This is a genomic window from Enterococcus spodopteracolus (assembly GCF_030441955.1).
GTDB lineage: Bacteria > Bacillota > Bacilli > Lactobacillales > Enterococcaceae > Enterococcus_B > Enterococcus_B spodopteracolus.
Genome location: NZ_JARJHD010000001.1, coordinates 499,794 through 523,891 on the forward strand (window position 1 = coordinate 499,794; position 24,098 = coordinate 523,891).

Annotated in this window: 24 protein-coding genes; all 24 read left to right on the forward strand. The window is 39.0% G+C overall.

Annotated elements, in window-relative coordinates; all coding sequences use genetic code 11:
- Nucleotides 1-2: 2 nt before the first annotated feature.
- Nucleotides 3-554, forward strand: coding sequence for a ribosome hibernation-promoting factor, HPF/YfiA family (gene hpf / locus P3R27_RS02400; RefSeq protein WP_010734910.1), 552 nt, complete (start codon nt 3-5; stop codon nt 552-554).
- Between the two features lie 217 nt (nt 555-771).
- Complete coding sequence (secA, locus tag P3R27_RS02405) at nt 772-3,306, forward strand: preprotein translocase subunit SecA (RefSeq protein WP_034687421.1); 2,535 nt, start codon at nt 772-774, stop codon at nt 3,304-3,306.
- A 382-nt stretch (nt 3,307-3,688) separates the two neighbouring features.
- Nucleotides 3,689-4,787 (forward strand): peptide chain release factor 2 gene (prfB, locus tag P3R27_RS02410; RefSeq protein WP_206437464.1). Its coding sequence is split into 2 segments (ribosomal slippage): nt 3,689-3,760 and nt 3,762-4,787, totalling 1,098 coding nucleotides; the frame shifts between segments, so codons are not numbered across the junction.
- A 110-nt stretch (nt 4,788-4,897) separates the two neighbouring features.
- Nucleotides 4,898-5,584, forward strand: coding sequence for a cell division ATP-binding protein FtsE (gene ftsE / locus P3R27_RS02415; protein ID WP_010734913.1), 687 nt, complete (start codon nt 4,898-4,900; stop codon nt 5,582-5,584).
- Nucleotides 5,577-6,461 carry a permease-like cell division protein FtsX gene (gene ftsX / locus P3R27_RS02420; RefSeq protein WP_284592157.1) on the forward strand — a complete coding sequence of 295 codons (885 nt, stop codon included), beginning with the start codon at nt 5,577-5,579 and terminating at the stop codon, nt 6,459-6,461. The genes ftsE and ftsX overlap by 8 nt, the downstream gene beginning before the upstream one ends.
- A 224-nt stretch (nt 6,462-6,685) precedes the next feature.
- Nucleotides 6,686-8,134: a cardiolipin synthase gene (gene cls, locus P3R27_RS02425; protein ID WP_126134230.1), complete on the forward strand. Its 1,449-nt coding sequence runs from the start codon at nt 6,686-6,688 to the stop codon at nt 8,132-8,134.
- 346 nt (nt 8,135-8,480) lie between these two features.
- The gene (locus P3R27_RS02430; protein ID WP_034687412.1) at nt 8,481-9,335 is read left to right on the forward strand and encodes a phosphate ABC transporter substrate-binding protein PstS; all 855 of its coding nucleotides are present in this window, start codon (nt 8,481-8,483) and stop codon (nt 9,333-9,335) included.
- 115 nt (nt 9,336-9,450) lie between these two features.
- Nucleotides 9,451-10,371: a phosphate ABC transporter permease subunit PstC gene (gene pstC, locus P3R27_RS02435; RefSeq protein WP_034687410.1), complete on the forward strand. Its 921-nt coding sequence runs from the start codon at nt 9,451-9,453 to the stop codon at nt 10,369-10,371.
- A complete protein-coding gene (gene pstA, locus P3R27_RS02440; RefSeq protein WP_010734918.1) occupies nt 10,371-11,255 on the forward strand; it encodes a phosphate ABC transporter permease PstA in 885 nt (294 codons plus the stop codon). Before pstC ends, pstA begins: the two co-directional genes overlap by 1 nt.
- Before the next feature lie 14 nt (nt 11,256-11,269).
- Nucleotides 11,270-12,076: a phosphate ABC transporter ATP-binding protein PstB gene (pstB, locus tag P3R27_RS02445; protein WP_034687407.1), complete on the forward strand. Its 807-nt coding sequence runs from the start codon at nt 11,270-11,272 to the stop codon at nt 12,074-12,076.
- Nucleotides 12,077-12,091: 15 nt separating this feature from the next.
- Nucleotides 12,092-12,850 (forward strand): phosphate ABC transporter ATP-binding protein PstB, encoded by a 759-nt coding sequence (gene pstB / locus P3R27_RS02450; RefSeq protein ID WP_010734920.1) that lies wholly within the window; start codon nt 12,092-12,094, stop codon nt 12,848-12,850.
- Between the two features lie 12 nt (nt 12,851-12,862).
- Nucleotides 12,863-13,549, forward strand: coding sequence for a phosphate signaling complex protein PhoU (gene phoU, locus P3R27_RS02455; protein WP_010734921.1), 687 nt, complete (start codon nt 12,863-12,865; stop codon nt 13,547-13,549).
- Between the two features lie 346 nt (nt 13,550-13,895).
- Nucleotides 13,896-14,942 carry a YibE/F family protein gene (locus P3R27_RS02460; protein ID WP_034687401.1) on the forward strand — a complete coding sequence of 349 codons (1,047 nt, stop codon included), beginning with the start codon at nt 13,896-13,898 and terminating at the stop codon, nt 14,940-14,942.
- A complete protein-coding gene (locus P3R27_RS02465; RefSeq protein WP_034687399.1) occupies nt 14,942-15,700 on the forward strand; it encodes a YibE/F family protein in 759 nt (252 codons plus the stop codon). Before P3R27_RS02460 ends, P3R27_RS02465 begins: the two co-directional genes overlap by 1 nt.
- Before the next feature lie 111 nt (nt 15,701-15,811).
- The gene (liaX, locus tag P3R27_RS02470; protein WP_126134228.1) at nt 15,812-17,383 is read left to right on the forward strand and encodes a daptomycin-sensing surface protein LiaX; all 1,572 of its coding nucleotides are present in this window, start codon (nt 15,812-15,814) and stop codon (nt 17,381-17,383) included.
- A 153-nt stretch (nt 17,384-17,536) separates the two neighbouring features.
- Nucleotides 17,537-17,842: a PspC domain-containing protein gene (locus tag P3R27_RS02475; RefSeq protein ID WP_010734926.1), complete on the forward strand. Its 306-nt coding sequence runs from the start codon at nt 17,537-17,539 to the stop codon at nt 17,840-17,842.
- A complete protein-coding gene (locus tag P3R27_RS02480) occupies nt 17,842-18,198 on the forward strand; it encodes a phage holin family protein (protein WP_010734927.1) in 357 nt (118 codons plus the stop codon). Before P3R27_RS02475 ends, P3R27_RS02480 begins: the two co-directional genes overlap by 1 nt.
- Nucleotides 18,199-18,426: 228 nt before the next feature.
- Nucleotides 18,427-19,365 (forward strand): HPr(Ser) kinase/phosphatase, encoded by a 939-nt coding sequence (gene hprK / locus P3R27_RS02485; protein WP_010734928.1) that lies wholly within the window; start codon nt 18,427-18,429, stop codon nt 19,363-19,365.
- Between the two features lie 14 nt (nt 19,366-19,379).
- Nucleotides 19,380-20,210 (forward strand): prolipoprotein diacylglyceryl transferase, encoded by an 831-nt coding sequence (gene lgt, locus P3R27_RS02490; protein ID WP_034687395.1) that lies wholly within the window; start codon nt 19,380-19,382, stop codon nt 20,208-20,210.
- Nucleotides 20,211-20,253: 43 nt separating this feature from the next.
- Complete coding sequence (locus tag P3R27_RS02495; protein WP_126134227.1) at nt 20,254-21,267, forward strand: NAD(P)H-dependent glycerol-3-phosphate dehydrogenase; 1,014 nt, start codon at nt 20,254-20,256, stop codon at nt 21,265-21,267.
- Between the two features lie 22 nt (nt 21,268-21,289).
- Nucleotides 21,290-22,222 (forward strand): UTP--glucose-1-phosphate uridylyltransferase GalU, encoded by a 933-nt coding sequence (gene galU, locus P3R27_RS02500; protein WP_034687391.1) that lies wholly within the window; start codon nt 21,290-21,292, stop codon nt 22,220-22,222.
- A gap of 125 nt (nt 22,223-22,347) precedes the next feature.
- On the forward strand, nt 22,348-22,791 hold the full coding sequence (locus P3R27_RS02505; protein ID WP_071866768.1) for a DUF948 domain-containing protein: 444 nt from the start codon (nt 22,348-22,350) through the stop codon (nt 22,789-22,791).
- Between the two features lie 2 nt (nt 22,792-22,793).
- Nucleotides 22,794-23,357, forward strand: coding sequence for a YtxH domain-containing protein (locus P3R27_RS02510; RefSeq protein ID WP_126134226.1), 564 nt, complete (start codon nt 22,794-22,796; stop codon nt 23,355-23,357).
- 94 nt (nt 23,358-23,451) lie between these two features.
- Nucleotides 23,452-23,892 (forward strand): GNAT family N-acetyltransferase, encoded by a 441-nt coding sequence (locus tag P3R27_RS02515; protein WP_301356494.1) that lies wholly within the window; start codon nt 23,452-23,454, stop codon nt 23,890-23,892.
- Nucleotides 23,893-24,098: the final 206 nt, after the last annotated feature.

The following is a 24,098-nucleotide window of genomic DNA, read 5'->3' on the forward strand; positions in this document are numbered from 1 at the left end:
TTATGTTTAGATATAATGTACGCGGCGAAAATATCGAAGTAACTGAAGCGATTCGTGACTACGTAGAGAAAAAAGTAGGAAAATTAGAACGTTATTTCAGCGATGCTCCCGATGCTACGGCGCATGTGAATTTAAAAGTTTATACTGAAAAAACAGCAAAAGTGGAAGTTACAATTCCATTACCTTATCTCGTATTACGTGCCGAAGAAACTTCACCAGATCTATATGCAAGTATTGATTTGGTTGTTGATAAATTGGAACGTCAAATCCGCAAATTCAAAACAAAAATCAATCGTAAATCTCGTGAAACTGGTTTGAATACAGCAAATGCGGCGGTTATGTTCAATAATGAAGACGAAGAAGAAAATGAGTCTGAATTAGATATCGTGCGCACAAAACGCTTGTCATTGAAACCAATGGACAGCGAAGAAGCTGTTTTACAAATGAATATGTTAGGCCATAACTTTTTCATCTTTGAAGATGCAGAAACGAATGGTACAAGCATTGTTTACCGTCGTAAAGATGGCAAATATGGATTGATTGAAACTGATTGATAAATAACGAAATAATAACATGAAAAAAACTTGCAGTGGTCTCTAATGACTACTGCAAGCTTTTTTTTCGGATTGAATAGATAAAAAAGAATATGAAATAATTATGAAGATATCACTTTAATTGTCTTAAGTTATTTCATTTATCCACAACTAATGATAAAATAAGAAACAGAGTCTACATAGTTTGGATATTATATAAAAGGAGATTAAACAACGCATGGCCAATTTTATTCGTTCGATTATCGAAAATGATAAGAAAGAACTAAAACGTTTAGAAAGTATTGTAAAAAAAATCGAAGCTCATGCTGATGATATGGCAGCATTAACAGATGAACAATTACAAGCAAAGACAACAGAATTTAAAGAAAGATATAAAAAAGGGGAAACATTAGATCAACTTTTACCAGAAGCTTTCGCAGTAGTTCGCGAAGCAGCAAAACGCGTATTAGGGTTGTACCCTTACCCTGTGCAGTTGATGGGGGGGATCGTCCTTCATGATGGGAATATTCCAGAGATGCGTACCGGTGAAGGGAAAACCTTGACTGCTACGATGCCTGTTTATTTAAATGCTTTGACAGGAGAAGGCGTTCATGTAGTTACTGTCAATGAATACTTGTCTACTCGTGACTCCAATGAGATGGGTGAGTTATACAACTTCTTAGGTTTGACAGTTGGCTTGAATATCAATTCAAAATCAGCAGATGAAAAACGTGAGGCCTACAATTGTGACATTACGTATAGTACAAACAACGAGCTAGGGTTTGACTATTTGAGAGACAACATGGTCGTTTATCGCCATCAAATGGTCCAACGTCCATTGAACTATGCGATCGTCGATGAAGTCGATTCGATCTTGATCGATGAAGCAAGAACGCCATTGATCATTTCTGGACAAGCAGAAAAGTCAACTGCGTTATATACGCGTGCGGATAACTTTGTCAAACGATTGAAAGAAGAAGAAGATTATAAAATCGATGTTCAATCAAAAACGATCAGTTTGACTGAAGCGGGAATTGAAAAAGCGGAAGAAACTTTTGGTTTAGATAACTTATATGATATCGAAAATTCTGCTTTAACGCATCATATCGATCAATCATTACGCGCAAACTATATCATGATTTTAGATATTGACTATGTGGTCCAAGATGGAAAAGTAATGATCGTTGACCAATTTACTGGTCGTATCATGGATGGACGCCGTTATTCTGATGGCTTGCACCAAGCGATTGAAGCCAAAGAAGGCGTGGAGATCGAAGATGAAACAAAAACGATGGCATCGATCACATTCCAAAACTATTTCCGTATGTATAAGAAATTATCTGGTATGACAGGGACAGCGAAGACAGAAGAAGAAGAGTTTAGAGAAATCTACAACATCCAAGTCATTCAAATCCCTACAAATCGTCCGGTCATTCGTGATGATCGTCCAGATTTGTTATATCCGACATTGACAAGCAAGTTCAATGCAGTCGTTCAAGATATCAAAGATCGTTACCGTAAAGGACAACCTGTTCTTGTAGGTACTGTCGCTGTTGAAACGTCTGAATTACTTTCTGATTTATTGAACCGAGAACGCGTGCCTCATGAAGTACTAAATGCCAAAAACCACTTTAAAGAAGCCGAGATCATCATGAATGCTGGTCAAAAAGGAGCAGTTACGATTGCAACAAACATGGCTGGTCGTGGTACGGATATCAAGTTAGGTCTAGGTGTTCGTGAGTTGGGTGGATTAGCCGTTATTGGTACAGAACGTCACGAATCAAGACGTATCGATAACCAGTTACGTGGACGTGCAGGTCGTCAAGGAGATCCAGGGATGTCACAATTCTACTTGTCTCTTGAAGATGACTTGATGAAACGATTCGGTTCAGAGCGAATCAAAGCCTTCTTGGAACGCATGAAGATCGGTGAAGAGGATGCAGTGATCCAAAGTAAGATGTTGTCGAAACAAGTTGAATCTGCGCAAAAACGTGTAGAAGGAAACAACTACGACACACGTAAAAACGTTCTTCAATACGATGATGTGATGCGTGAACAACGTGAAGTCATCTATAAACAACGTCAAGATGTAATCATGGAGGAAACAAGTCTATCTGAACCATTGATGAATATGGTCAAACGAACGATCAGTCGAGTAGTAGATGCACATACTCAACTTGAAAAGGAAAACTGGAACCTTGAAGGGATCGTTGACTTTGCTGGTAGTACACTGGTTCATGAAGACAGTATTTCATTGGCTGATCTAGAAGGCAAGACACCACAACAAATCAAAGATTTCTTAAATGAAAAAGCACAAGAAATCTTTAATACGAAAGCTTCACAACTAAATGGTCCTGAGCAATTACTTGAGTTTGAAAAAGTCGTGATCTTACGTGTTGTTGATTCAAAATGGACAGACCACATCGATGCAATGGATCAATTACGTCAATCGATCGGACTACGTGCTTATGGACAAAACAATCCACTTGTCGAATATCAAACAGAAGGCTATAAAATGTTTGAAGACATGATTGGTGCAATCGAATACGAAGTAACACGTATCTTTATGAAAGCGGAGATCCGTCAAAACGTCCAACGTGAACAAGTGTCTCAAGGGCAGCCTGTTCAACCAACAGAAGGCGGTGCAAAAGAAAACAGTCGATTGAATGTGAAATCACAGCCTGTCAGCGTCAATAAAGTTGGTCGTAATGACCCTTGCCCATGTGGCAGTGGTAAAAAATTCAAAAATTGTCATGGTAAGAATGAGATGTAATCTTTCCTGTTGAAAGAAATCGTTCATACGGAACAATAAGATTTGATCAATTCAGAAAAGGAACTCACCTCATATGAGAGTGATCGTTCCTTTTCACAAACTAAAATAGATAGGGAATCTTAAAGCATTATTTTTTGTTTTATGACTTCCCTGAGGTCAAGAAGTGCTGAGCCTCAAGAAATAAGGTGGAATCCGCAAAAATCGTTCGTTGAATTTTTGTGGATTCCACCTTATTTCCGAAGAGGTGACTTTTGGGACACACTTACCATTAAGAACGGAATGAAAAAGGAACGTGGCGAGCTTGTCGCATCTTATTCTTTCTGTTCGTTCAAGATTCTGGTAGACTAAATAATGAAGATTAGATAGAAAGAAGGAAATCGAAATGGAAATTTCTGAAATTCGAAACCTCCTAACCGAAATGCAAGAGAAAGTCACAAGTTTTAGGGGGTCTCTTTGACTTAGATCAGCTGGAAGAAGATATTGCTGAAGCAGAAGCAAAAATGGCTGAACCCGGTTTTTGGGATGATAGTGAAGCTGCACAAAAAGTGATCAATGAAAATAATGCAAACAAAGAAACCTATGATCAGTTCAATGAACTCGCACAAGAGTTAGAAGAACTAGAATTGATGGTGGAAATGTTACAAGAAGAGCCAGATGCGCAAATGCAAGAAGAAGCACAAGAGCGAATCAGTGCGTTAGCTGAAAAGATGACGACTTACGAATTAGCCATGTTACTAGACGGATCTTATGACCGCAATAACGCCATCGTCGAGCTACATCCGGGTGCTGGGGGAACAGAATCTCAAGACTGGGGAAGTATGTTGCTACGAATGTACACCCGTTGGTCAGAGCAACACAACTACCAAGTGGAAATGTTAGATTACCAAGCTGGTGATGAAGCTGGAATCAAAAGTGTGACATTATTGATCAAAGGGCATAATGCTTATGGTTATTTGAAATCAGAAAAAGGCGTTCACCGTCTTGTTCGGATCTCGCCATTTGATTCGGCGAAACGCCGACATACGTCATTTTGTTCGGTCGATGTCATGCCAGAATTAGATGACATGATCGACATCGAGGTCAATCCTGATGATTTGAAGATCGACACTTACCGAGCAAGTGGAGCGGGTGGACAGCATATCAATAAAACAGAGTCTGCTGTACGGATCACGCATTTGCCAACAGGAACGGTCGTTGCCAGTCAGGCACAACGCTCACAATTAAAAAACCGTGAACAAGCGATGGGGATGCTGAAAGCGAAACTTTATCAATTGGAAGTTGAAAAGAAAGAACAAGAAGCAGCTGCATTACGTGGGGAACAAATGGAAATCGGTTGGGGATCACAGATCCGTTCTTATGTTTTCCATCCTTATTCGATGGTCAAAGATCATCGGACCAATGTGGAAACTGGAAATGTTCAAGCGGTGATGGATGGCGAGTTAGACCCATTCATCGATGGCTATTTAAAAATGCATATATAGTATGCTTACGATTAGTAGTAAATTGAAATAAAATTGTAAGATTTCGAAAGCAAGCTGAAACATTCCCATGCTATAATGACTAAAGACTGAAAAGATATGGAGAGAACGCCATGATTGAAATGAAGGATGTAATGAAGAAGTACTCAAATGGTACCACAGCTATCCGAAATCTCTCGATCGTCATTGACCAAGGAGAGTTTGTTTATGTAGTAGGACCATCTGGTGCTGGTAAATCTACATTCATCAAATTGATGTACCGAGAAGAAAAAGCAACGAAAGGAACGTTGAACGTTGCTGGCCATGATCTGATAAATATCAAGGATCGTGAAGTACCTTATTTACGTAGAGAAATTGGAGTAGTTTTCCAAGACTATAAATTATTACCTCGAAAAACTGTATATGAAAATGTCGCGTATGCGATGCAAGTCATCGGTAGAAAACCTCGTGACATAAAAAAACGTGTCATGGAAGTTTTAGACTTAGTCGGCTTGAAACACAAAGTACGTGTTTTCCCGAGTGAATTGTCAGGTGGGGAACAACAACGTGTTTCGATTGCTCGAGCAATCGTGAATACACCAAAAGTATTGATTGCAGATGAACCGACAGGAAACTTAGACCCAGAAAACTCATGGGAAATCATGAAGTTATTGGATCGGATCAATGCGCAAGGAACCACTGTTGTTATGGCTACACATAACAGTACGATCGTTAATACAATTCGTCACCGCGTAATCGCCATTGAAAATGGCCGGATTATTCGTGACCAAGCGGAAGGGGAATATGGATACGATGATTAGAACCTTTTTCCGCCATTTATTAGAAAGTATCAAAAGTTTAAAACGAAACGGTTGGATGACCATCGCATCGATCAGTGCAGTGACGATCACACTGACTTTGGTCGGTGTATTTATGGCAATTATCATGAATGCGACTAAATTAGCCGAAGACATCGAAGGTAACGTAGATGTTTCTGTGTTCGTTGATATCGGGACGAATGAGAAAGATATGAAAACACTCGAAAAAGAATTGAATGAACTTGAACACGTCAACAAAGTTGAATTTTCAAGTAAAGACCAAGAATTAAAGAAAATCCAGGATCAAATGGGTGATTCTTGGAGTTTGTTTGAGGGAGACGGCAATCCGTTATACGATGTATACGTTGTAACAACGACACAACCTTCTTATACTAAAGAAGTTTCTGAAGAAGCGGCGAAGTTGAAAAATGTTTTCCGTTCGGATTATGGTGGCACTTCGTCTGACCGAATCTTTGATATTGCTGCGGCAGTGCGTACATGGGGATTAGCAACAGCTGCCTTGCTATTGTTTGTCGCGATGTTCTTGATCTCAAATACGATTCGTATCACGATCATTTCACGTCAAAGAGAGATCCAGATCATGCGTTTAGTTGGTGCCAAGAATGGCTATATCCGTTGGCCTTTCTTCCTTGAAGGAGGTTGGATCGGCTTGATTGGAGCCATTATTCCTGTATTGATCCTCACATTTGGGTATCAGGAAATCTACAGATTACTCAACCCAACCTTGTTGCGTTCAAATTACTCATTGATACAGCCACAGGATATCGTTTGGAAAATCGATGCGTTGATGGCCGGTATTGGTGTCATTATTGGTTCATTAGGTTCGATTATTTCAATGAGAAGATTCTTGAAATTTTAGACAAAGATATGAAGCAGACCAGTGGGAGCGATCCTGCTGGTTTTTTTTACAAAAATTTTCATTCTCGAAAAATCTATTTTATAGAAAAATAAACTTACTCTTTCCTGTCTATCTATAGTATTCTTAGGAAGCCGGTTTTTCTGGTAGACAAATCAGTGGTTTTTCTTTACTTTAAAAAACAACTTCGCTATCCTAAGGAGGATAGCCGGATAAGAGGTGAGGCAATGGATATTATTTTTGACAATTTTTCGACGATCTTACTGCTTACGAATACATTATTATCTTTAGTGATCGTTTTTACCGAAAGAAAAGAAACTGCTCAAACTTGGGCATGGTTACTTGTATTGACTTTTATCCCGATCCTAGGTTTTTTCCTTTATATTTTCTTTGGACGTGGGATTTCCAAAGATAAGATATTTGATTTGAAGATTCAGGGAAAGGTCGGTAAGAACTTAGAGATTGAAGAGGATCGACAGGCATTGATGCGGGGATTATACCCACATCCTCCGACTGGACAAGTGGATGTCAAACAGTTGATTTATATACTAACTGTTGGAGAAAGCACGCTGTATACCACAAACAATGACGTTACGTTGTTCACCGATGGAAGAGAGAAGTTTGATCGTTTGATCGAGGACATTGACCAGGCAACTGATCATATCCATCTACAATATTACATTTATCGTAGTGATAGCTTAGGGATCGAAGTGTGCGCAGCATTAACTTCTGCTGCTCGCAGAGGGGTACAAGTAAGAGTTTTACTGGATGCGTGGGGATCGACAGAAGTTTCAACCAAGTTTTTCCATGAGTTAAAAGAAGCTGGTGGAGAAGTTGCTTTCTTTTTTCCGCTTTTTGTTCCTTATCTGAACCCGCGAATCAATTATCGGAATCATCGAAAGATCGTAGTGATTGATGGGAAAATTGGTTATACAGGTGGATTCAATGTGGGAAATGAGTATTTAGGTCTCGTGCAAAAATTTGGTTACTGGCGAGATAATCATTTGCGTATCTATGGTGAAGGAGTCTATGCGCTACAAAATCGTTTTTTGATGGATTGGAATTCTCAACATACAAAAGAAGTACACTATGCGGCGCGCTTTTTCCCAAGTATTGCATCAACCGGTGAGATTGCCTTACAGGTCGTGACGAGTGGACCAGATTCAGAACATGAACAAATCAAAATGACGTACCTTAAAATGATCTCACTGGCCAAGCGGGAAATCTTGATCCAAACGCCTTATTATATTCCAGATGAATCAATCCACGAAGCTTTAAAATTGGCATTGTTATCCGGTGTGAAGGTCCATTTGCAGATCCCCAATAAACCAGATCACCCATTAGTTTATTGGGCAACGTATTCTTTTGCTGCTGAATTGATCGAATATGGTGCTGTCATTGAAACTTATGAAAATGGATTTATTCATGCGAAGACAATGATCATCGATAGCGGAATCGTTTCCGTAGGTTCAGCAAATATCGACGTTCGTTCTTTCCGTTTAGATTTTGAGGTCAATACACTGATCTATGATGAACGGCTCGCAACTCAAGTGCGAGGAGCATTTTTTGAAGATGCAAAAGTTTCTGAGCGTTTGACAAAAGAACGTTACGAGGCTCGGGGTTGGATGATCAAGCTAAAAGAGGGATTGGCTCGACTTGTTTCGCCACTCTTGTAAAAAACTGAACAAAAAAGGACATGAAATAGACTCATAAGAGCAGATTTTCATGTCCTTTTCTATCGGGGCCATTTCTGTAGTTTTATTACAAGAAATGGAGAAAGCGTCTCGCAAGAGCGGGAATTAACTTTTGGGGTATTTCTTGTTTTTTGGGGAAAGCAAGAAATAAGTTAATGCTTGCTTGGTACAGAGACACATTTCAATGCCAGTATAGCATAGAAAAATTTATTGAGATAGTATTTTTTTGATTAAATTAAATTATTTGTTATTTAATAAAATTAATTGATTTTCAAGTAATAGTGAAAATGTTAAAATGAAAATACTTTAGGATTGAAGGAGATTTCTAATGAAAAAATTACGATTATTAATACCAATGATAGCACTATTTATAACAATGTCTGGGTGTTCAAACCTGGTCGACCAAGGAGAATCGATCACAGCGGTGGGATCATCCGCTTTACAACCTTTAGTTGAAACGGTTGCTGAGACATATCAATCAGAAAATCCCGGCAGATTTATCAATGTACAAGGTGGCGGAAGTGGTACTGGTTTATCGCAAGTCCAATCAGGCGCTGTTGAGATCGGTAATTCTGATTTGTTTGCAGAGGAGAAATCAGGGATCGATGCGTCTGCACTGATCGACCATCGAGTAGCAGTAGTGGGCATTACACCAATTGTCAACAAAGAAGTCGGCATCGACAACATTTCGATGGAAGATTTGAAAAAAGTATTTACTGGTGAACTGACGAACTGGAAACAACTAGGTGGGAAAGATCAGCCAATCGTGATTTTGAACCGTGCAGCAGGTAGTGGAACGAGAGCAACTTTTGAAAAATGGGTCTTAGACGGCGAAACAGCGATTCGTTCCCAAGAACAAGATTCTAGTGGAATGGTCCGTCAAATCGTTGCTGACACGCCAGGAGCAATCAGCTATGTCGCATTCTCTTATGTATCAAAAGATGTGGATACACTGAAAATCGACGGAGTCGAGCCAACAGACGAGAACGTCACAACAAATGATTGGACGATTTGGGCTTATGAGCATATGTATACGCGAAAAGAGACAAGTCAATTAACGAAAGACTTTTTAGCTTATATCTTATCAGATGAAGTGCAAAAAAATATCGTTGGAGAGTTGGGTTATATTCCAGTGTCGAGTATGAAAGTTGAACGCGATTGGGAAGGTAATGTGGTGAATTAACCATCTTTACACAAAATTTACAAAGTTAGCACAAAATTTACATGTTATTAAAATCAAATTGATATTCGCTTAGTAGACTGTATAGGTATGTTAAAGGACCAAGGAGGAATCATCTGTGGAAGATGTAAAAAAAGCACTAGTAACTAAATCCAAGCGCTCGAAAATGGAACAACGTGGAAAGTTTATCAGCTTTTTATGTATTGCATTGATTGTAGTGGTTGTTTTAGCAATATTTTATTTTGTTGCCAGCAAAGGGTTAGCGACCTTTTTTGTTGATAAAATCAATGTTTTCGATTTCTTATTTGGAACAAATTGGAATCCGAGCGCACTAGGGCCGGATGGAAAACCAATGGTAGGAGCTTTACCAATGATCGCGGGTTCGTTTATCGTTACTTTTTTATCTGCGATCATTGCAACACCTTTTGCCATCGGAGCAGCTGTGTTCATGACAGAAATCTCTCCGAAAAACGGAACAAAGATTTTACAACCGGTCATTGAACTACTTGTAGGTATTCCTTCAGTTGTTTATGGGTTTATCGGTCTATCCGTCATCGTTCCATTTATTCGTGGCATTTTTGGCGGAACTGGTTTTGGTATTTTAGCCGGAACATTTGTGTTGTTCGTAATGATCTTACCAACGGTTACGACGATGACAGTCGATGCGTTAAAAGCCGTACCAAGACACTATCGTGAAGCTTCTCTTGCATTGGGAGCAACGAGATGGCAAACCACGTATAAAGTAGTCTTACGCGCAGCAATTCCAGGAATCTTGACAGCTATCGTCTTTGGGATGGCTCGTGCCTTTGGTGAAGCCTTAGCGATCCAAATGGTTATCGGGAATGCGGCATTGATGCCAACAAGCTTTACCACCCCAGCTGCAACACTGACATCGATCTTAACGATGGGTATCGGAAATACGATCATGGGTACCGTTGAAAACAACGTGTTGTGGTCTCTAGCCTTGATCCTACTCTTGATGTCATTATTCTTTAATATCGTTATCCGCTTGATTGGTAAGAAGGGAGAATTGAAATAATGAATGCAAAACGTTCTGATAAAATAGCAACAGGTGTCTTATATGTGATTTCAGGCATCATCGTCCTGATCCTCGCTGCGTTGCTTCTTTATATCTTAGTTCGCGGTATTCCACATATCTCTTGGGCATTTTTGACTGAACCGTCAAAAGCGTATCAAACTGGCGGAGGGATCGGAATCCAATTATTCAACTCGATCTATTTACTGATTATCACAATGATCATCAGTTTTCCGATTTCACTGGGTGCAGGAATCTACTTGTCTGAGTATGCAGGTAAAAACTGGTTGACAGATGTTATCCGCACATCCATTGAGATTCTTAGCTCATTACCTTCTGTTGTTGTCGGTCTTTTTGGTTTCTTGGTTTTCGTTATCCAATTCCAATATGGGTTCTCGATCATTTCAGGTGCCTTGGCATTAACCGTATTCAACTTGCCTTTATTGACTCGGACAGTCGAAGAATCTTTACAAGCTGTTCATTACACACAACGTGAAGCTGGTTTAGCTCTAGGATTGTCTCGTTGGGAAACAGTACTTCGTGTCGTTGTTCCTGAAGCGACACCAGGTATTTTGACGGGGGTCATCTTGAGTTCTGGTCGTATTTTCGGTGAGGCTGCAGCGTTGATCTATACCGCTGGTCAAAGTGCGCCAGCCTTAGATTTTACTAACTGGAATCCATTTAGCATTTCCAGCCCGATCGGTATCTTCCGACAAGCTGAAACACTAGCTGTCCACATTTGGAAAATCAATACAGAAGGAACGATGCCCGATGGGGTTTCCGTTTCGGCAGGAGCTTCTGCAGTATTGATCATCGCTGTGTTACTATTCAACTTTGGTGCACGAGCAATTGGAAAACGTCTGCACCGTAAAATGACTTCAGCTTAAGGAGAAGAAGCAGAATGAAAGAATATAATATGAATGAAACCAACATCATCAAAATGGGCGCTGAAAAAGATATCGCGCTATATACAGATGATTTGCATGTATGGTATGGCGATAACGAAGCCATTAAAGGTGTCAATCTTGAATTTGAAAAGAATAAAGTCACTGCATTGATCGGACCATCAGGGTGCGGGAAGTCCACTTATCTACGTTCATTGAATCGAATGAACGATGGGATCGCAAACACGAAGATCACTGGAAAGATCATGTACAAAGAAGTCGATGTCAATGCACCACAAATCGACGTTTACGAAATGCGTAAACGAATCGGCATGGTGTTCCAACGTCCGAATCCTTTTAGTAAATCAATCTATGACAATATTACGTTTGCCTTGAAACAGCATGGGGAGAAAAACAAACAAAAACTAGATGAGATCGTCGAAACTAGTTTGAAGCAAGCGGCATTATGGGATCAAGTCAAAGATAGTTTGAATAAAAGTGCTTTGGCGTTATCAGGTGGACAACAGCAACGTCTTTGTATCGCTCGTGCAATCGCGATGAAACCAGATATTTTATTGCTTGATGAACCAGCGAGTGCGTTAGACCCGATTTCTACTGGGACTGTCGAAGAAACGTTAGTCAACTTAAAAGAAGATTATACGATTATTATTGTGACTCACAATATGCAACAAGCTGCCCGAATCAGCGATTATACTGCGTTCTTCTATCTTGGAAATGTGATCGAGTATGACAAGACGAATAAGATATTTACTAGACCTAAGATTCAGGCAACTGAAGACTATGTGTCCGGTCATTTTGGTTAAGACGGAGGACTTGCTATGACAAAAGAAATTATCTCATCAAAAGATCTTCATCTGTATTATGGGGAAAAAGAAGCCTTGAAAGGCATTGATCTAAGTTTCAATAAAGGCGAGATCACTGCAATGATCGGACCATCTGGTTGTGGGAAATCTACTTATTTACGTTCATTGAATCGTATGAATGATTTGATTCCAGGTGTAACGATCACTGGTAGTGTCGTTTACAAGGGCAATGATATCTACAGTCCTAAAACGGATATCGTTGGACTACGTAAAGAAATCGGTATGGTGTTCCAACAACCAAATCCTTTTCCATTTTCAATCTATGAAAATGTCATTTATGGATTGAAAATCAAAGGTGAAAAAGACAAAAAAGTGTTAGACCAAGTAGTAGAAGAGAGCTTGAAAGCAGCATCTGTTTGGGAAGATGTCAAAGATAAATTGCATAAAAGTGCGTTGTCTTTATCAGGTGGACAACAACAGCGAGTGTGTATTGCTCGCGTGTTAGCTGTCAATCCAGAAATTATTTTATTAGATGAGCCAACTAGTGCCTTAGATCCAGTCTCTACTGGTAAAATAGAAAGTATGTTATTAGAGTTAAGAGAACGTTATACGATGATCATCGTGACTCACAATATGTCACAAGCATCACGTATCTCAGACAAAACAGCTTTCTTCTTAGATGGCAATTTGATCGAGTTCAACAATACGAAAAAAATATTTATGAATCCTGATAAAAAAGAAACGGAAGATTATATCTCAGGACGATTCGGATAAGGAGGAAAGAGGATGTTACGAACACAATTTGAAGAAGAACTATTGAACCTTCATAATCAATTTTACGAAATGGGAATGATGGTTAGTAATGCCGTGCATAAATCAGTGCGCTCTTATACAAAACACGACAAAGTTCTTGCAAAAGAAGTAATTGAAAATGACATTACAATCAATGATATGGAAACACGATTAGAGAAAAAAAGTTTTGAAATGATTGCTTTGCAACAACCGGTGACAACTGATCTACGAACGATCATCACAGTCATGAAAGCAAGTTCAGATTTAGAGCGTATGGCTGACCACGCAGTATCAATCGCCAAGTCAACGATTCGTCTTAAAGGAGAAACAAGAATTCCTGAAATCGAAAAAGAAATCTCTGATATGTCTGATTATGTCAAAAAAATGGTAGATAATGTCTTAGTCGCTTACGTTAAAACAGATGAAAAGGACGCACGTACGATTGCAAACATGGATCATCGTGTGAATGAATCCTTCAATCGGATCTACAATGCAACGATCAAAAATATGCAAGCAAACCCCGAAACTGTTATCAGTGGAACGGACTATGTCAACGTAGCAAGTTATTTAGAGCGGATCGGTGATTACGTAACAAATATCTGTGAGTGGATCGTGTATCTAGCTACAGGTAAAATCACTGAGTTGAACACAAATCATAACGAAGAGACTAATCAAAGATAAAAATCATTCGCTGATTTTTGTCAAATGCTGATCAGTATTTCTGAGAAATAAGCGCCAACTTCCGAAAAGAGAGATATATTTTTGGAAGTTGGCTTTTTTATTAATTATAGAAGACAAATATTTGAGATTTGGCGATGATTCATTATTTATTGTTATCCATTTCATAAATTTTAAGGATCGGGTACATTAGATATCCTGTTCCTTCTAAAAACGAATAGACGGTGTTCAAGAAGCTGACCTTCTACACTAAGCTAAAAAATTGTAAAATATGAAAAACTATTTTTCAATTTTCTTTCTTACTGCTCAGATCAAGTCACTTCTTTCACAACCTCAGAAAGGAAGGCGTATGCAGAAAAAAAATCGATTATTGATCAAATGTTTGATTCTTTGTAGTTGTTTTGTGGCCGCATGGGCAATCCAACATGCCACTGAATGGTACGAAGACCCAATCATGCAAGTACAGCAAGTATCGCTAGAAAATGAACAACAAGTAATCAAAGGAGAATTGATGAATACGCAAGCGAAAGGAACAGAACTCACTCTGTTTATTCCGCACCAAGAAAATCAGATCGAACATGCAAAAGCTAAGACGAATCAACTTTATCTCATACGTAAAATCGGGGATGAATGGCAGATACTCAGTAAAAAGAATGACGGCTGGTTATTCCTTTTTACAAGTTTATTTATCTGTGCGCTCTTATTCGTAGGCGGAAAAGCAGGCATATTCACTTTGATCAGTGTAGGACTCAATCTCTTGTTATTGATTTTACTTCTTCAGGGTTTCACGCAGATCCAAGGGATATCTTTGGTGATGACGAGCATTCTTTTTGTCTTACTAGGAACGATCATTTGCGTTTTTGCCTTAGATGGTTGGCAACAAGGTGGACTGATAAAAATCGTCGCAACAATGACGAGTGTAGGTGTAGCGTTTCTAATTTGTTTGTTCGCAATGGATTATTTGAACGATCAAGGATTACGTTATGAGGAAATGAGTTACTTGACTCGACCGTATCGTTCCGTTTTTTTAGCTAGTTTATTAGTCGGGATGACAGGTGGGGTATTGGATACAGTTGTCACAGTCACGACAACTTTAGATGAGTTGCTGAGTAAACAACCAAAAATAACGATGAAACGATTGTGGCAATCTGGTCAAATGGTAGGACAAGATGTGATTGGCTCAATGACGAATATCTTACTATTCGTATACGTCAGTGGGACGATCCCGATGTTACTTGTTTACTTTAACAATGGTTGGCCTTTGAGAGATGCGGTTGAGCTACATCTCTCGTTGGAATTGCTACGTGTGATCAGCGGAAGTCTAGGCATTGTCCTTTCGATTCCCATTACACTTTTATGCTATTTAAGCCATTTGAAGTATCGGAGGGCGATTTGATGAATGTACTTTTGCTCTTAGCGCTTCTCTTAGTGCTATTGATTTTACTGGTTGGTGGGAAAAATGGGCTCTATACGATTTTAGGTCTGTTCATCAACATCCTATTGTTTTTCCTTCTATTGCTCCTCTATCATTTTCGGTTGCCAATATTACCAAGTGCCATCGTGATATTTTTATTGATCACTAGTGTCACATTGTTTTTTGTTAATGGCTACAATCTCAAGATGAAAGCAGCTTTTCTTAGTGTATTACTTTTTTTAGTAGTTTTCTTAGTGGTGACGCCGCTTCTTTCTGAATTAGCGATCCAAGGGTTTACAAGGGTTGAATTAGATGAACTAACAGGGTTCGATTTACATGTACCTCTGGATTTTTTCGCATTGACGCGCGCAATTTTATTGATCAGTGTGAGTGGAGCCGTATTAGATGCAAGTGTGTCCGTCGCTAGTGCGACGTATGAAGTATATCTCACAGATCCATTACAAAGCTATCGGGAATTAGTAAAATCGAGTATACGGATCGGCAGAAAAATTTTAGCTACAACAGTAACGACCTTGGTTTTTGCTTTTATGGGAAATTGTTTAGCTCTGATATTATGGTTCATTGATCTAGAATTGTCTTTTGGCCAGTTGATCAATGAAAAAACTTTTGTTTTGGAGTATGTAACTGTAGTGGTCACGACAAGTGCAGCGATCCTTGTTTTACCGATAACGTCAGTCATTTCTTCAATTTTATTTACTCGACAGAAAAAATCATCCTAAGAATGAGAGAAAGTTACAACTTAAGTCCTATGACTTTTTCTTCAAATCATTGCATAATATGTATGTAAGGAAAAGCTTGCAAACAATTTTTGCTATAAGGAGGCAATTTCCATGAAAGAAAGAGAACGTATTTTAGAATTAGTTAAAAAAGGCATCCTTTCAACTGAAGAAGGTTTAGACCTATTGGAGAGTATGGCAACTGAAAAAGATGAAAAGCAAATCGCAAAAGAGGCAGATCGTGTACATGCTGATCGTAAAGAAAAAGATGAAGCAAGTCGTTTGATCGATGAACTTGAAAATGGCAAAGCTGAACGTGAAGCAGTGAAACCAGATCCAAGACAAAAAGAACAAGAAGACAAAGAGAATCTAGAAAAAATCTTAGATGAATTGGCGACTGAAGCGAATAAAACTTCTGCTCACTTAGATGAAGTCAACGCAAAACTTTTTGAAAATAAAATTGCACGCAATGAAAAACAGGAAACATTGATGCAATTGAATACAAAAGAAGAGTTGGATCAACTAACAGAAGAAGAATTGACACAACGTCAACAACTGGAGCAAGAAGTCAAAGAACTTGAAGCAGCCGGTGATCTTTTATCTGAAGAGCGTATCAAGCTTGAAGCTGAATTAAAGGATATCCGTAAAAACCAATGGTCTGAGAAAAAAGACACCTTTGCTGAGAAATTTGACTTGCCAGAGGATTGGAAAGAACAAGCAAATGACACATTGAACCAAGTCGGCGAAAAAATGACTGAAGCTGGGAGTCAACTAGGTAAATTCTTAAAGAAAACCTTCCAAAATGTTTCCGTAACAGTGAATGACAATATGGAATGGAAAGATGTCAGCTTACGAGTACCTGGGATCGCCACAACTAAATTTGAACACGAATTTTACTATAGCGCGCCACAAGCAAGTATTATCGACATCAAAGCGGCTAATGGGAATGTCACCTTGAAAACTTGGGATAGCGAAGACGTAAAAGTCGAAGCGAAAATCAAGCTTTATGGAAAAATGGGTGCAGAGCCATATGAAGCTTTTGCTGAACGCAGTCAAATCGAAGTCAATGATGAACACATTTCTTTCCAAATCCCGAACAAACGTGTACGTGCCGATTTAGTCTTCTACTTACCAAAACGCACGTATGACCATACAGCAATCAAATTCCTCAATGGTAATATTGTAGTTGAAGACTTAGATGTAAAAGATATTTACATGAAATCAACAAACGGTAATATCTTGGTTGAGCAAATGGCTGCAACGATGCTTGAGATTGGTGGAGTCAACGGAAATATCGATGTCCGTAATGGAGATATTTTAGATTCAATCATTGAAACAGTCAATGGTACAGTTACTTTTGGCGCAACACCAGAAAACTTAGCGATCTCATTGGTCAATGGGGATGTTCGTCTGACAGTGAAAGAAGATCGTTTGAAGAAAATCGAAGCAAGCTCAGTTAATGGTAACGTCAAAGTTGCATTGCCAACAACTATCGGTATGGACGGTCACGCAAAAACAAGTCTCGGTAGTATCAATAGTCGGCTGTCTGATTATGAAGTGATCCGTGAAAAGAAAGAGCGCACGAATCAAATGTTAGAATTCCGTCGCCTTTCTGAAAATGAAATGGCGAAAATTGAATTATCTACTACAACAGGTAGTATCTATTTAAAAGATACAGATAAATAATTTTTTCGCTTCGACCTTCTGAAAGAGGAAGACGAAGCGAAAATCATACTTATAAGAAACAAACAATCGGTTTATTATTTCAATAAATCTTCCGAAGTAAGATTGTTTTAGCATCTTTCTTCAATTAAAATAGTAGAACAGAGGTGAAAGAAAGTGAAAAAAAAGTTGACAAAATCAAATAAAAATATTGTATTGACTGGTACTTTAGCTGGGATTGCTGAATATCTTGGGATTGATCCAACAGTTGTTCGTGTCATTTACGTCTTCTTAAGTTTAGTTGCATTCGGAAGCCCAATTATTTTATACATTCTGTTGGCTTTACTCGTGCCTTCAGGAAAGAATAATCAACGTCGTTATGGACATGACAACGACTATTATCAAAAAAACAACTACAGAGAACAAACGAATAAACGAAAAGAGGCAGAGAAAATCAACGATGACGAATGGAGTGACTTTTAATGTCTTATCTTCAACGTATTGTTGTTAGTACGCTGACGTTTATCTCTCTGGCAGTTATTTTTCCAAATATGATATTTGTGAATAGTATTTGGACCGCAGTCGTGGCAAGTTTTGTTCTTTCTGTGCTGAATCTATTAGTCAAGCCATTCATTATGTTTTTATCGATCCCCTTTACCTTGTTGACGTTTGGATTATTCACTTTTGTGATCAACGCATTGATTTTACAAATGACCTCCTTCTTTGTCGGAGCAGCTAATTTTAGCTTTTCGTCATTTGGATCAGCAATAATGATTGCAGTGATCATGTCATTCGTAAATATCATCGTTAGCAATCGTAATATGAACAGGAATCGTTAGAAAACAATGCAAAGGACAATAAAGCACATTCAAATAAGTGGAAAGAGGAGGTGGCAATTGTCGCTTCCTCTTCTTATTTGCAAAGAGATGATAGCGATTTCTTGATCGGCGCTTGCCAAAAAAACGAGTGTAATGAAAAGGATATCCCTTGTTTTTTTTATTGGTAGTACTTTTACCGATAGAATGATAAAATAAAAGAGAACAGTTTAATAGAAATGAGGTATACGAATGGCAGAAATGGTAAAAGTTAGCCAATTAGTAGAAAAACTATCATTAGAAATCGTCACTGGTGACGAGCAAAGTCTAAATCGTGTCATCGTAACTGGTGATATCTCCAGACCTGGACTGGAATTGACCGGTTATTTTAATTATTATTCCCATGACCGACTACAGTTATTTGGGAGTAAAGAAATCAGCTTTGCAGAACGGATGATGCCGGAAGAGCGTTTGATGATCATGCGTCGTTTATGCAGTGAAGACATGCCAGCCTTTATCATCTCTAGAGGTTTAGCTGCACCAGAAGAAATGATTCAAGCAGCAAATGAACATGGCATGGCCGTTTTGCGTTCGCCGATCTCAACCTCACGTTTGCTTGGTGAGTTATCAAGTTATTTAGATGGACGATTAGCACCTAGGACTAGTGTTCACGGCGTCTTAGTCGATGTCTATGGACTAGGTGTCTTGATCCAAGGAGATAGTGGCATTGGAAAGAGTGAAACAGCGTTAGAACTGATCAAAAGAGGCCATCGATTAATTGCAGATGATCGAGTGGATGTGTATCAACAAGATGAGCTAACTGTTATTGGAGAGCCACCAAAAATCCTTGAACATTTGATTGAGATTCGCGGAATCGGGATCATTGATGTGATGAATCTTTTTGGGGCCAGTGCAGTCAGAGGATCGATGCAAGTCCAATTAGCTGTCTACTTAGAAGCTTGGGCAAAAGAGAAAAAATACGATCGTTTAGGGTCTGAAGATACTTCTGTTGAAATTGCGGAAGTAGGTATTCCCCAAATCAAAATACCTGTGAAAACTGGACGAAATGTCGCAATCATCATTGAAGTTGCTGCGATGAATTTCCGTGCGAAAACGATGGGGTTCGATGCAACGAAGACATTTGAAGAAAGATTGAGCCGTTTGATCGAAGAAAATTCAAACGGACAATAGCTAGGAGTGAAAGTATGATTGCACAAATCAACCGGGTCGCTTTTGACCTTTTAGGAGTTCCTATTTACTGGTATGCATTGATCATTGTTTCAGGCATTATTATCGCCATGTGGTTAAGCAGTCGAGAAGCAGTAAGGGTAGGAATGAAAGCAGAAGACGTAACTGACTTTATGTTATGGGGATTACCGCTATCGATCATTGGCGCACGCTTGTATTACATCTTGTTCGATTTACCACAGTATATTGCAAATCCGATCCAAATATTCAATATCCGTTCAGGCGGCCTAGCGATTTATGGTGGTCTGATTGCAGGCGGTATCACATTATATTTTTACACGAAATATCACTTCATTGATGTCTGGACGTTCTTGGACATTGCTGCACCTAGTGTTTTATTAGCACAAGCAATTGGACGCTGGGGAAATTTCATGAACCATGAAGCATTTGGACCAGATACAACAAGGAGTTTCTTAGAAAGTCTATATTTACCGAATTTTATTATTGATAATATGTATATCGATGGGATCTATCGACAACCAACTTTCCTTTATGAATCAATATGGAGCCTTATAGGCGTGATCCTCCTCTTATTACTAAGGAAAAAAACACATCTTTTGAAAAAAGGGGAAATCGCACTGATTTACTTGATATGGTATAGTTTTGGTCGTTTCTTCATCGAAGGAATGAGAACGGATAGTCTTTACTTTTTAGATACAATCCGTGTGTCACAGCTTTTATCTGCTGTGCTATTCATTGGAGCAATCGTTCTATTCATCTGGCGTCGAAAAAAAGGCAACTTACCAGATTACGACCGATCTTTAGGAAAAAATCAATTCATTATCTAAAGTCCAAGTCGAAAAAAATGAAAAAATTTGCAGGAGTGGTAAAATGAAATATAGGGTAGCGGTTTTAGGTGCTGGCTCGTGGGGAACAGCATTAGCACAAGTGCTTGCTGAAAATGGTCATGACGTTCGACTCTGGAGTCACCGTGCCTCACAGGTTAATGAAATCAACCAAAAGCATACCAATGAGCGTTATTTACCAAAACACCAATTGCCCAAAACGATCATCGCATACTCGGACATGGCGAAGGCTGTTTCTGATGTAGATGCTGTTTTGTTTGTTGTACCGACTAAGGCGATTCGTTCTGTATGTCAAGAACTCGTTGAGGTTTTGCAAACAAAACCAGTGATCATCCATGCAAGTAAAGGCTTAGAACAAGGAACACACAAGCGGATCTCAGAAGTCCTAGCAGAAGAGATCCCAGCAGAAAAGAGACAAGCAATTGCTGTTTTATCGGGTCCAAGTCACGCAGAAGAAGTGGCTCGTCACGATATTACGACGATCACTGCTGCAAGTACGGAGACAGATGCTGCTAAATTTGTTCAAACACTATTTTTGAATCATTATTTCCGAATCTATACGAATCCTGATGTCATTGGGGTTGAAATGGGTGCCGCTTTAAAAAACATTATCGCAATCGGTGCAGGTGCAATCCATGGCTTAGGTTTTGGGGATAATGCAAAGGCAGCTATCATGACAAGAGGATTAGCAGAAATCAGCCGCTTAGGTGTTGCTATGGGAGCAAATCCGTTGACCTTCATCGGACTGAGCGGTGTCGGTGATTTGATTGTCACTTGTACAAGTATCCACTCGAGAAATTGGCGTACCGGTAATCTGCTTGGACAAGGCCATGAATTAAGCGAAGTCTTGAATAATATGGGCATGGTCGTGGAAGGTGTCCAGACAACACGAGTCGCTAAAGAGTTAGCTGAGACCATGGGGATCGAGATGCCGATCACTCAAACGATTTATGAAGTGCTATATGAGCACAAGAACATAAATGAAGCAGCGACAGAGATCATGTTGCGCGATGGCAAAAAAGAGAATGAATTTCACTAACATTTTTAAGGGAGAGAAAAAAATGAAAGTAAAAAAAGCAGTGATTCCAGCAGCAGGTTTAGGAACAAGATTTTTACCTGCAACAAAAGCGATGGCAAAAGAAATGTTGCCGATCGTTGATAAACCAACGATTCAATTTATCGTAGAAGAAGCGTTAAAATCAGGGATTGAAGACATTTTGATCGTCACAGGTAAAGCAAAACGCCCAATTGAAGATCATTTTGACTCAAATATCGAATTAGAAACGAACTTAGGCGAAAAAGGAAAAACTGAATTACTAAAATTAGTGGAAGAAACAACGGATGTAAACCTTCATTTTATTCGTCAATCGCATCCTAAAGGGTTAGGACACGCTGTGTTGCAAGCAAGAGCATTCATCGGAAATGAACCGTTTGTTGTCATGTTAGGCGATGACATCATGGAAGATGAAATCCCATTGACACAACAACTGATCGACGATTATGAGCGTACACATGCATCAACAATCGCCGTGATGCAAGTACCACACAAAGATACCTCTAAATATGGAATCATCAATCCAGGAGAAGAATTAGAAGACGGCTTATTCAATGTCAAAGATTTTGTTGAAAAGCCTGAACCAAGTAAAGCACCAAGTGATTTAGCAATTATTGGACGCTATTTATTGACACCCGAAATCTTTGATGTCTTAGCAGAGCAAAAACCAGGTGCAGGTAATGAGATCCAATTGACCGATGCAATCGATACATTGAATAAGACACAACGCGTATTCGCACGTAAATTTACGGGTAAACGTTACGATGTCGGCGACAAATTTGGTTTTATGAAAACAAGCATCGAATATGGGTTGACACATCCAGAAGTGGGTGGACCGTTAAGAGAATATATTCTAACATTAGGTAAGTCTTTAGCAGCAGAGACGCCTTCATCTTTCAATCAATCAACAGAAACTTCTGAACCAACTAACAAAAAGTAAACAAGCGAGATGCTTCAGCTGCTGATCAAAATGTAGGTAGTTGAAGCTTTTTGCTATTTTTTATTTGTTTAAAAAATATGAAAATGCTATCCTTATAGCAAGGAAGAGGAGAAGGAGGCTTGATTATGACAGTTGGAGAAATTGCTGGCTTGATTGCAGCAATTGCTTTTGCAATACTTGTGGTCTTTCTAGTACGTGTATTGATTCGATTAGCAAAAACGATTGAAAAAGCAGAGCAAACAGTAACAGAAGCAAACACAACGATTGAAGTCGTTACAAAAGATGTTGATCTTTTATCGAGACAAGTCGAGGGCTTGTTAGTGAAAAGCAACGAATTATTGAATGATATCAACGGAAAAGTAGCAACAATCGATCCTTTATTTACAGCTGTCGCTGATTTGAGCGAGAGTGTATCAGAATTGAATTCTTCAAGCAAACACATCGTTACAAAAGTCGGTGGCATCGGTAAAACAACAGCAAAAGCAACTGTTGCCAGCAAAGTCGGTGGGACTGCGGTGAAATTCTTTAAACACAAAAAAACAACAACAGATACGACAGGAGGAAAATAATCATGGCAAAAAAAGGTGGATTTTTACTAGGTGCAGTGATTGGTGGTACAGCCGCAGCAGTGGCAGCATTGCTACTTGCACCAAAATCAGGTAAAGAATTACGGGATGAATTAGCAGCACAAGCGGATGATTTTCTAGATATGGCTTCTGATTATACAGAGATGGCAAAAGAAAAATCAACTGAATTGACAAGTATCGCAAAAGACAAAGCGCAAGATCTTTCACAACAAGCAGGCAATCTAGCTGGTAATGTAAAACAAACAGTCTCAGACGCAACAGCAGATGCAGGAGATGAATCAGAAGATATTTTAGTGACCTTGAAAGAACAATCAGCTGATTTATCTGATCGTTTCAAAAAATCTGCCGCTGATTTAGGCGACACAGCCACAGCTGCGAAAGAAGACATCATGATCGACATCAAAGATACAGCAGATCAAGCAGGTAGTACTGTAAAAGAAGGCATTGACGAGGCTAAACCAATAACTGAAGATGCAAAAATCTTGTCTGAAATGGCAAAAGAAGATGCAGCTACTGCGAAAGAAGATCTAAAAGATACATTTAAATAAGCAACACTAAAAAGTGAGCAAGAAAAGGCACGATCAGGAAACAACCTGATTCGTGTCCTTTTTTCTCTAATCTTACGTGGAGAGGATATTGTAAATGATTGAGATCAAGAAAAGCGAATCCGAAGAAACAGAAAAGAAAATCATTGGTCTACTGAAAGAACAATATATGCAATCATTTTCTACAAATGAGCACTTAACAATTCAAACCATTTCAATCAGTGCATCTAAGGATGAGAAGTGGATCGGTGGCGCAGTGGCATCTTTATTTGGAAATACCTTGCATCTATCATTGCTTGGCGTAGATCAATCGTACCGTCACGAAGGCATCGGATCACGATTAATAGAAGCGGTTCAACAAACAGCATTAGAATATCAATGCTTATATATGACTGTCAATACACAAGATTATCAAGCTAGAGAGTTTTACGAAAGTCACGGCTTTGAAGTGTTTGCTTCGGTGGAAAATATGCCTTTTGTTGGCACAACGAAATTCTATTTAAAGAAACAAATAGTAAATGAACAGGCAACTAACTGATATCAGAAAAAGCAACTAAAAATAAGCGATAACCCGAAAAGAGTTTCTACTTTGGGGTTATCGCTTATTTACAGGTCAAAACGTTTTTTTCACAACCTCGACAAACGGTGTTCAAGAAGCTGACCTTCAACATTAAGCTGAGAAATCAAAAAATATAGAAAGCTATTTTCTGATTTCCCAGCTTACTGCTCAGGTCAAAACGCTTC